Origin of the sequence: Fibrobacter sp. (assembly GCA_024398965.1) — a bacterium.
Taxonomy (GTDB): domain Bacteria; phylum Fibrobacterota; class Fibrobacteria; order Fibrobacterales; family Fibrobacteraceae; genus Fibrobacter.
This window is the reverse complement of the sequence record JAKSIF010000069.1, coordinates 1-10,133: the sequence shown is the minus strand read 5'-3', so window position 1 is coordinate 10,133 and position 10,133 is coordinate 1. Positions and strand designations below refer to the sequence as shown.

The window sequence follows — 10,133 nt, the reverse complement described above, 5'->3', positions numbered from 1 at the left end:
CTAACTCCACCTTGATCTACCGCGTGGAACTGGTTTCCTCCGAGATTGACGAGGCTGTGGCTGCCACCATGGACTTCTTCCCGGATACAACGGCCTTGACCTTTGAAAATGGCCCCGAGGGCTTGCGCTATGCAATCATCAGGGAAGGCGAAGAAGGTGCCGAGCCTGCCCAGAAGGGTCAGAACGTTCATGTCCACTATACTGGCTGGCTCACGAATGGTTACAAGTTCGACAGCTCCCGTGATCGCGGGCAGGTCTTCAGCTTCCCGCTGGGTGGCGGCCGTGTGATTCGCGGTTGGGAACTCGGTGTGCAGGGCATGCTTCCGGGCGAAAAGAGAATCCTCATCGTTCCGCCGGGAATTGGCTACGGTGCCCGAGGCGCGGGCCCGATTCCGGGTGGTGCCACCTTGATCTTTGCGGTGGAATACTTGGGTAGCTAACCGCAGCGGTTAAAGAAGAAAACCCCACTAATCCTATAGTTTTTCAAGGGAAAGCGCTCTTTTGGGCGCTTTTCTTTTTATTTTTAGAAGTGGAGGCTGAAAATGCGAATTTCTACCAAAGGTCGTTACGCTCTGCGGGTCATGATAGACTTGGCCAAGAACGGTCGAGAAAACTACGTGAAGCTGCAGGAACTGTCTGCCCGTCAGCAAATCTCTGAAAAGTACCTGGAAGGCATTCTGGGAACGCTGGTGCGCAGCAGGCTACTGGAAGGCGCTCGCGGCAAGGGCGGCGGCTATAAGCTGAAGTGCGACCCCATGGAATGCAGCGTATGGGACATCCTTTCGCTGACGGAGACGTCGGTGGCGCCTGTGGCCTGCCTCGATGACGATGTAAATACCTGCGACCGTGCAAGTTTCTGCGTTACCCTTCCGGTGTGGAAGGAGCTGGATTCCATGATCCGCGGCTACCTGGACAGCGTCAAGCTGGACCAGTTTGTCCGCGGGACGGAAGAGGCTGAAGGGAAGGTGCCTAACGATAAGGCCTGGAGCTGCGGGCTGTAACGCTCTCTAGCTCAAGATCAAAAGAATGCAAATGAAAAAGCCGACCTTTGATGGCCGGCTTTTCTTATAGGCAAAATGAGGAAACTTGCTTAGAAGTCTTCGTCTTCGTCGGGAATGATTCCGGTTTCCTGGATTTCGTTACACATAGCGACAAATTCTGATGCCATGAATGAAATCGGGTTAAATGGGGATTCCATCTTGAAACTTTCGGAAATGGTATTTCCTTCGCAGGTGACGATGGATCCGTCTACGTCATTGAGGGCGTCTTCCTTGGCTTCAGCACATTCCTGATCGATGAAACTCTGGGGCAGGTTTTCATTGAATACCGTGGTGCTGCCTTCTTCGAGGATGCCGTCGATGTATTTCACGGAGATGGACACGGTTGCGGTATCTGCGTCGGAGACAGTCATTTCAAATTCTGTGTCGGAATTCTTGCTGATTTTGCAAGTGGCCTTGCCTTGGCGGTTGCCTAAACCTGTGTCTCCAGGAAGCGGTGTGCCGATGTCGGGGGTAGTGGGTTCTTCATTGGAAGATCCGCTATTGTTGAAAATGTCGTCGTCATCATCGTCGTCATCTTCATAGAAGTCTTCGTCGTACATTTTCTCGAAAACCTGGCATTCGCCGACGGCCTTTTCGTAGATCTTTTCTATGGAAGCGCCATCTGCGTCTTCTTCACTAACAATCTTGATGGTTCTGTCAGAGCAGGTAACAGTTGCGTTATCGTGGTCCTCTTCAGCTTCCCTCTGGTTCTCTTCACATTCCTCGCGGATGGCTTCTGCAGGAATCTTGGAGCTGTAGGTAGAGGACATTTCCATTGTGACTTTATCACCATTAAGGATTGTGGTAATGGTGGTTGTGGAAACGCCGGGCATGCCGATGATCATTTCTACAGTATTGTCGGATTTCTTCTTGGCGGAACAGGTAGGGGCGGAGTCGGCAGAGGGGACGCTCGGGCCGGAGGAACTGCTGTCGTCGGAGCAGGCTGTGAGGGCCATGAGGGCAGCTGCGGTAAGGGGAAGAATCTTTTTAATCATGTATACTCCTAACAAGTGTTTTGGATGACTAAAATCTAAGTAAAAATGCTTTAAAAGGGGCTTTTATAGGGGAATATTTTAACTTGTTATAGTTCTTGTCTATAATAACGAAGAAAAAGTGAAAAAAGTTATAGAATTTCCTACTAAACCTATTGGAAAGGTGGGAAAATGATTTTACATTATAGCCGTTGGTTTGAAAGACCTACAAAAATGGTAGGAAACAAACCTGAAAGTTTTAATAATAATGACAAACATTCCAGTACGGAGGAATAGCACATGTCCCAGAATCTTCACTTTGAAACTCTTCAGCTCCACGTTGGCCAGGAATCCGCAGACCCCGCAACCGATTCCCGCGCAGTTCCTATTTACGCAACCACCTCTTACGTTTTCCACAACTCCCAGCATGCCGCTGACCGTTTCGGCCTTCGCGATGCCGGTAACATTTACGGCCGCTTGACCAACTCCACCCAGGGCGTTTTCGAACAGCGTATCGCTGCCCTGGAAGGTGGTTCCGCAGCCCTTGCCGTTGCATCTGGCGCCGCTGCCATTACCTACGCCATTGAAGCTCTCGCCCAGGCTGGCGATCACGTGGTTGCCCAGAAGACCATTTACGGTGGCTCCTACAACTTGCTGAAGCACACCTTGGCACCTTTCGGCGTAAGCACTTCTTTCGTTGACACTCACAACCTCGCCGAAGTGGAAGCTGCCATCAAGGAAAACACCAAGATCCTTTACCTGGAAACATTGGGCAACCCGAACTCTGACGTTTCCGATATCGACGCTCTTATCGAACTTGGCCACAAGCACGGTCTCGCCGTTATCGTAGACAACACCTTCGGTACTCCCTTCCTGTTCCGCCCCATTGAACACGGCGCAGACGTAGTTGTTCATTCTGCTACCAAGTTCATCGGCGGTCACGGTACAACTCTCGGCGGTATCATCATCGAATCCGGCAAGACCAACTGGAAGTCTGGCAAGTTCCCCACCATCGCTAACCCCAACGTGAGCTACCACGGCGTAAGCTTCGCCGACGCTGTTCCGGGTGCCGCATTCGTGACCTACATCCGCGCAATCCTCCTTCGCGACCAGGGCGCTGCAATTTCCCCGTTCGCTGCATGGGCTCTCATCCAGGGTACTGAAACTTTGTCCCTGCGTATCGAACGCCATGTGGAAAATACCAAGAAGGTTGTGGAATTCCTTTCCAAGCATCCGAAGGTTGCTTCCGTTAGCCACCCCAGTCTCCCGACCCATCCGGACCACGAAAACTTCAAGAAGTATTTCCCCAAGGGTGGCGCCTCCATCTTTACTTTCGAAATCAAGGGCGGTCAGGCCGAAGCCTGGAAGTTCATTGATAGCCTGAAGATCTTTAGCCTGTTGGCAAACGTTGCCGACGTGAAGAGCCTGGTGATTCATCCGTACACCACCACTCATTCCGAACTGAACGAAGAAGAATTCAAGGAACAGCACATTACGCCGTCCACCATCCGCCTCTCCATCGGTACCGAACACATCGATGATATTATCGCCGACTTGGAACAGGCTCTGGCACAGGTGTAAAAAAAATTAACAGTTAACAATGAATAGTGAACAATGATTAGCATGGCGCCTGCGGCGCATCAATTTAGGGCGGCGAAGCCGCGAAGATAATCATTTTTCACTTTTAACTCTTCACTTTTCACTTTTTTCCGAAGGAAAAACAATGTCTAAAATCTATACTTCTGCAGATCAGCTGATTGGTCACACCCCCCTCCTGGAACTTACTCACATCGAAGCCGCTAACAATCTCGGTGCGAAGGTTCTGGCAAAGCTTGAATATTTCAACCCCGCTGGCTCCGTGAAGGACCGTATCGCCAAGGGCATTCTGGATGACGCTGAAAAGTCCGGCAAGCTGAAGCCCGGTGCAGTGATTATCGAACCGACCTCCGGTAACACTGGCATTGGCCTTGCTTCTGTCGCTGCAGCCCGCGGCTACCGCATTATCATCGTGATGCCCGAAACCATGAGTGTTGAACGCCGCCAGATTATCAAGGCCTACGGTGCAGAACTTGTTCTTACCGAAGGCGCCAAGGGCATGAAGGGTGCTATCGCCCGTGCCAACGAACTGGCTGCAGAAATTCCTAACAGCTTTATTCCTGGCCAGTTCGTGAACCCGGCAAATCCGGCAACTCACCGCGCCTCTACCGGCCCGGAAATCTGGGAAGACACCGACGGTAAGGTTGATATCTTCGTTGCCGGTGTGGGTACCGGTGGTACCGTCACGGGCGTGGGCGAATATCTGAAGTCCCAGAATCCCAACGTGAAGGTGGTGGCTGTGGAACCCGCTTCCTCTCCGGTACTTTCCAAGGGTGTTGCTGGCGCTCACAAGATTCAGGGCATTGGCGCAGGCTTCGTTCCTGATACCTTGAACACCAAGGTCTACGACGAAATCATCGCAGTAGAAAACGAAGCCGCATTCGAAGCCGGCCGCGAAATCGGCCACAAGGAAGGCGTGCTGGTGGGTATTTCTTCTGGAGCTGCTCTCTGGGCTGCCAAGGAACTGGCAAAGCGTCCGGAAAACAAGGGCAAGACCATTGTGGCCCTGCTTCCGGATACTGGCGACCGCTACCTCTCTACCGCTCTCTTCGCTGAATAGTTTGGTGGCCGCGATGAACTCGTAAAAGCGAAGTTCGTTGAGTTCGTCGCGACGAAAAATTTCGAGAATCAAAAAGTGTTGCGGGGCTGCGTGGTCTCATTTGCTGCCCAGTGAACCTTGCCCAATGCACTTTATAAAAATTTCAGAGTGAGAAAGCTAGAAGGCTAAATGCCTTCTAGTTTTTTTGTGATTTGAATATTCATCTTTCGTGATTTGTCTATCACAAAAATTGATTGTATTTTAAAAACTTATAATTTTCAGAAATATAAAGTATTAGTCAAGAAAACTTTGACATTCTACATTGTGGCCCGAACAAAAAACATAGGAGTTCACAATGATGAAAATTCTTCCCTTCTTGGCAATTGCCGCAATCTTCGTCCTTACTGCCTGCGAAGACTTCCATAAATGCAAATTCAGTGATGATCAAACATCCTTGAAATGTAGCGAGAATGTCTATAAGGTCGTAAATGCCAATGGAAAAAAGTGGTTTGCACAGAATGCCAATTTCTACACTGATTTCAGCTACTGCTATGGCGATGATTTCAAGATGTGTTTTGACTATGGTCGCCTTTATACTTGGGCTGCCGCAAAGAAGGCTTGTCCTCTTGGCTGGCATGTTCCTACAAAAGCTGAGTATGAATCTCTGATTGCGTCCGGTGAATTTGCAAAGCTGAATGTGGTTAATGCAGGCTTCCGTTACCATGAAGACAACTATGTGGATCGCGACAAGTCGGCTCGCATTTGGATTGATGACGAGTACGATGCGGTTCGCGCCTATATGCTGAACATCAGTGATAATGGCATCATTACCGTGGAACACTTCAACAAGGATATTGCAGCTTCTGTCCGCTGCATCGAAGACTAGTTTTTGTTGAGGGCATTTCCATGGGAATTGATATTGACATCACTAGCGTTTCCTCTGGAAATGCAACCGTTCTTATAGGCGCCTGTTTTGTAATCGTACTTTTCCTAATTGTTTATGAAACTTTTTTCACGAAGAAAGGGATGGGGACGAGCGCCTCGCCGCTTTCTGAAATTCTTGAACAACAGGAGAATCAGGAATTCATTGTTTGCAAAATGATTGCGGAGTTTGCGGCGACGCTGGCTGCTTGCGGTGCGACCAGTATGCAGGTTTTGTCCAGCGTGGCGTACCTTTCGACCCACTTTGGAATTCATGCCGAAGTGACTGGCTTGCCGCAGCATATTCTCCTTTGCGCTGTAGATGATAAACGACAGAAAACTTATACCATCAACCAAAAGATCAAGGAGAATCCCCTTGACTTTGACAGGATTATTTTGCTGAATCATCTTGCCAAGGAAACGGTGACAGAGAATTATCCTCCCGAAGTTTTTTATGAAAAATTCCAGAAGATTCTTGCGGTAAAAAGGCTGCACCCAAATCTTGTTCTTGTGCTGGCGAGCCTTGCCAACGCTTCGTTCTGTAGGCTGTTCAACGGGGATTTTATTTCCATGGCCATTGTGGCTACGGCGACTGCCTGCGGATTTTACTTGCGAAGAACTTTGTGCTCGCGGTTCAAACTGGATTTTAGAATGGGTACGATTTTGGCGGCTACCATTTCTACGGTCATTGGTACCAGCGGCTATGTTTTTCAGATTGGAGAAACACCTAATGTGGCTCTCGCTACAAGCATCCTTTACCTGGTTCCAGGAATCCCGTATATTAACTCGCTTAGCAACTTGCTGAATGGAATGTTCCTGGGTTGCATCAGCCAGTTTTTTAAGGGCACCATTCTAACTATCTGCCTATCGCTGGGTTTTTGCATAGGCCTTGTTCTCACCAACCTTCATTTCTTCTAATATGTTACTGACATTACTTCAAGACGGATTTTTCGCTTCCATTGCAGCCATCGGATTTGGAAGCATCAGCAATGTGCCTAAACGAATTTTCGCAGGCTGTGGCCTTGTGGCGGCCATTGGCCACGTCACCCGATTTGTGTTGATGAACCTTTGCGGTTTTCACATTATATGGGCGAGTCTCGTGGCAGGTTTTTCCATCGGGATGTTTGCTGTCCTTTTGCGAAAAGTCTGGAAATGTCCCTGCGAATCCTTGGCGTTCCCGGCGCTGCTTCCCATGATTCCCGGTATGTATGCCTATCGTTCCGTGCAGTCCTTGATTCTTTGTTTCAAGACTCCAAGCGACGGGTTGTTTGACCATTACATACACATATTCTTCTACAACTTTATGGTGTGCTTCTTGGCGATTCTGCTGATGGTCTTTGGCGTTACTTTCGTCATACACCTGCAAAAGAAAAGATCCTTTGAAATCAAGTGGAATCGATTCTTTCATAAAGGCGTATAGCAAAAACCTATCGCAAACTCTAAAAATTAAGTATTGGACAAAGCGATAGATTCCATCTATATTTGGCGGCATCTAAGAAATAACTCTTAGTTGAATACTGTCTTTGATGACAGCGTGGCGGCGAAGGTTTGCGCCTAGTGCTCTCCTTTAGCCCTGCGACAACATGAAAAGGAAAAATACGATGTCAAATACGCACCATTTTGATGTGGTGGGCAGTTTTCTGCGCCCCGCAAATTTGTGAAGTCTCTTGAAAGTGACGGTCATGAAGCCAAGCAGACCATTCCTGCTCCTGCTCAACTTTTCCAGCAGCTTATCGTTCCCCAAAATATCGAAACGACCCGCAAGTTCTACGCCACAAACGATGAACTGATTGAAGATATTGCCTACGCCTACCGCGGCGTAATCCGTCAGCTTTATGACGCTGGCTGCAGAACTATCCAGTTCGATGACTGTACCTGGGGCGCTATCGTTGGCGATGCCGCCGCACGGCGCTACAAGTCTTTGGGCCTGAGCCTTGACGTGGTGAAAAATCAGCTGCTTCATGTGAACAACCTGGCCATCGAAGGCAAGCCTGCGGACTTGCAGATCAATACCCACATTTGTCGTGGCAACTATCACTCCACCTATTTCACCAGCGGCCCCTACGATTCCGTGGCGGATTACGTTTTCGCCCGCGAAAATGTGAACACGCTTTATCTGGAATACGATGACGAACGCTCCGGTGGTTTTGAGCCCTTGTCAAAGGTAAGCGCCGACAAGGTTGTGGTTCTTGGCCTGATTACTTCCAAGTCCCCCAAGCTGGAAGACAAGGCGACAGTTATCGCCCGCATTAAGGAAGCGACCAAGTACATTCCTTTGGAACGCCTGAAGCTGAGCCCTCAATGTGGCTTTGCCTCCTGCGATGTGGGCAACAAGCTGACCGAAGAAGAACAGTGGGCAAAGATCGCCTTGATTAAGGAAATCGCCGACGAAGTCTGGGGATAATAAGAGTTTGGGGAGCACCGTTCCGCCGCGCTGAATGACAAAATCCAACTCGCCAAGTTTTTTATTGTTAAAATAATATAGTTCGTAACTTCTTAAGCCAAATAAAGCTGTTCTCGTAACGGGAGAACTTCATATTTTCATTGAGGTTCTTTAGAATAAATCGTTTGTTCTGGGCGTTCCCCCGGCTCCCGGGACACGCACAACAGAACCGCCGCCGGGGTCGGGCTGTCGCGTTATCACGGCAAGGTCGCCGAGCTTCGCCGAAGCGCCCCTGCCGTGTCCGTTCAGCCTCGCGCTCCAGGCAACTGCACAAATCAAGGGTCGCGCGAGTCCGAACCCTACGGGCTTCCATCCCTAACGCGAACGCAGGATGCAAGATGTTCTATATGCCTCGGGGTGAGGCGTATGGGAAACTAGGCAAATTCTGATTAATAAAATTTATTTTCAGGGGAACGATGTTTTAGAAAAACTAAATTTATGGGGAATATATTCGGAGTTTTTTATGAAGACTTTTAAGAAAATTGGTTTGGTGAGCGCGGTCGCTTTTGCGCTGTTCGCCTTTAACGCCTGCGGCGATGACTCGGGCTCCACCAGCGCATCTGGTGAAAACAGTTCCCTGAGTTCCGCTGTTGAGGATGATGAATCATCCTCCAGCATCAACGGTGACTCGTCCTCTTCTGTCATTCCTGGTTCCTCTTCAAGTGTTATCCTGAGCGATAGCGAAGGATCTAGCAGTAGCGTCAAGGGCAGCGACACCGCCGATATGTCATCTTCTTCAATCATTTCCGACCCCGATCGGGAATCTAGCAGTTCCTCGGAAAAATCCAGCAGCAGCTCGGCTAAGTCCAGTTCCTCGGTGAACTCCTCATCAAGTGTCAAATCAAGCAGCAGTTCTTCTGCGAAGTCTTCTTCATCAGCAGCATCAAGCAGTAGCGGAGATTATGTTCCCTATGATCATTGGGCTGTTCTTGGTCCCCGTCGTGCTGACAGTGTATTTAAACAATTTGTGGACACAAGGAATAATCGGTCCTACTATTATTTAACCATTTACAACAAGGACCATTCGGATTCATTAACCGTGTTTGCAGAAAACTTGAATATAGGTGAAATGGTTGACGGTTCAGAAAACCAATCGGATAACGATAAAATAGAACGCTACTGTTATGACAACGATACGACGAATTGCGACCGATACGGGGGGCTTTACCAGTGGGCGGAAATGATGGGCTTCAATGATAGTTGTAATACCAAAAGTTGCGCTCATTTGATTGATGAAAATCATCAGGGAATTTGTCCGAAAGATTGGCGAATAATAACAGCGGAAGATATTAAATTTATTTTGAATTCTGAATATGTTATGCATGGATTCGAGGATATGGTGACGCAAAATGGCTTTGTCGGTTATAACACGACTGGCTTCAGTTTAGTTCCATCGGGAATGCGTCGTGACCCACTTGGTGGAGGAGGATTCAATTTGCTTACGTATAGTGCATATTGGTTTTATCCAGAGGAAAAAATTGTTGATGGATACCATGTTGGGAAAGATGGTATTGTAAATAGTTCTGGCCTTACATCAAATGTGCTTCTTAAAACATATGGAGTGTCTGTCCGCTGTGTGAAGGTTTATCAGGAATAATTCAATCGGAGCCTAGACAAAGACTGCTTTGCGTTATACAACTATTGAGGTCGATATGTCTAAAAAATCAGCAAGGAAAATCTGCTCGTGATGACAGCAAAATCGGCATCCATCAACAGCGCAAGATTTGCATAGACACACCGACGGAAGCCGACATGAAAGCCTTCAAGAAAAACATCCCTGTCGGTTCCACATCGCTTTCGCGTTAGGCCCCGCCGCCCGTATGGGGTCGGACTCGCGCGGCGCTTGCCTTGTGCAGTCGCAGGTCGCGCGAGGCTGAACGAACGACTCGCATCGCGAGTCGATAGCGCAAGGGGCCGGCCCGCCAGGGCAACGCCCACAGTATTTTTTTCTAATGAAATTCTAATTGAAATTGGGAGCAATATAAGGGCATTCAACCCTTCAAAAAACAGTTATTTCTTTAAACTTGCTCATTTTTTAGTGCGACTTTTACAAAACTCGCCTTGATTAAGGAAATCGCCGACGAAGTCTGGGGATAAAACCTGCTTATTAGTTTTCCTGAAAA

Annotated in this window: 10 protein-coding genes; 9 read left to right on the top strand and 1 reads right to left on the bottom strand. The window is 48.6% G+C overall.

All coding sequences use genetic code 11. The features are described from left to right. Together MJZ26_13805 and MJZ26_13800 are read left to right on the top strand one after the other, a co-directional pair. The coding region (locus MJZ26_13805) for an FKBP-type peptidyl-prolyl cis-trans isomerase (GenBank protein MCQ2106853.1) at positions 1-440 on the top strand (440 nt) is incomplete at its 5' end. Positions 441-542: 102 nt separating this feature from the next. Beyond that, positions 543-1,001: an Rrf2 family transcriptional regulator gene (locus tag MJZ26_13800; GenBank protein MCQ2106852.1), complete on the top strand. Its 459-nt coding sequence runs from the start codon at positions 543-545 to the stop codon at positions 999-1,001. 89 nt (positions 1,002-1,090) lie between these two features. On the opposite strand, the gene MJZ26_13795 is transcribed toward MJZ26_13800, so the two are convergent. Continuing rightward, positions 1,091-2,035 (bottom strand): hypothetical protein, encoded by a 945-nt coding sequence (locus tag MJZ26_13795; GenBank protein ID MCQ2106851.1) that lies wholly within the window; start codon positions 2,033-2,035, stop codon positions 1,091-1,093. 276 nt (positions 2,036-2,311) lie between these two features. Between MJZ26_13795 and MJZ26_13790 the strand changes: the two genes are divergently transcribed. The 7 genes from MJZ26_13790 to MJZ26_13760 all read left to right on the top strand — a co-directional run bounded on the left by MJZ26_13790 (position 2,312) and on the right by MJZ26_13760 (position 9,607). Next, positions 2,312-3,592, top strand: a complete 1,281-nt coding sequence (locus MJZ26_13790) for an O-acetylhomoserine aminocarboxypropyltransferase/cysteine synthase (protein ID MCQ2106850.1) — start codon at positions 2,312-2,314, stop codon at positions 3,590-3,592. Positions 3,593-3,734: 142 nt separating this feature from the next. After that, a complete protein-coding gene (cysK, locus tag MJZ26_13785; protein MCQ2106849.1) occupies positions 3,735-4,667 on the top strand; it encodes a cysteine synthase A in 933 nt (310 codons plus the stop codon). Positions 4,668-5,001: 334 nt separating this feature from the next. Then, a complete protein-coding gene (locus tag MJZ26_13780; protein ID MCQ2106848.1) occupies positions 5,002-5,532 on the top strand; it encodes a hypothetical protein in 531 nt (176 codons plus the stop codon). A 20-nt stretch (positions 5,533-5,552) separates the two neighbouring features. Continuing rightward, positions 5,553-6,485: a threonine/serine exporter family protein gene (locus MJZ26_13775; protein MCQ2106847.1), complete on the top strand. Its 933-nt coding sequence runs from the start codon at positions 5,553-5,555 to the stop codon at positions 6,483-6,485. 1 nt (position 6,486) lies between these two features. Next, entirely contained in the window at positions 6,487-6,987 is a 501-nt protein-coding gene (locus tag MJZ26_13770; protein ID MCQ2106846.1) for a threonine/serine exporter family protein, read from the top strand. A gap of 237 nt (positions 6,988-7,224) precedes the next feature. After that, positions 7,225-7,971: a hypothetical protein gene (locus MJZ26_13765; GenBank protein MCQ2106845.1), complete on the top strand. Its 747-nt coding sequence runs from the start codon at positions 7,225-7,227 to the stop codon at positions 7,969-7,971. A gap of 529 nt (positions 7,972-8,500) precedes the next feature. Next, a complete protein-coding gene (locus tag MJZ26_13760; GenBank protein ID MCQ2106844.1) occupies positions 8,501-9,607 on the top strand; it encodes a hypothetical protein in 1,107 nt (368 codons plus the stop codon). The last annotated feature ends 526 nt before the right edge of the window (positions 9,608-10,133 follow it).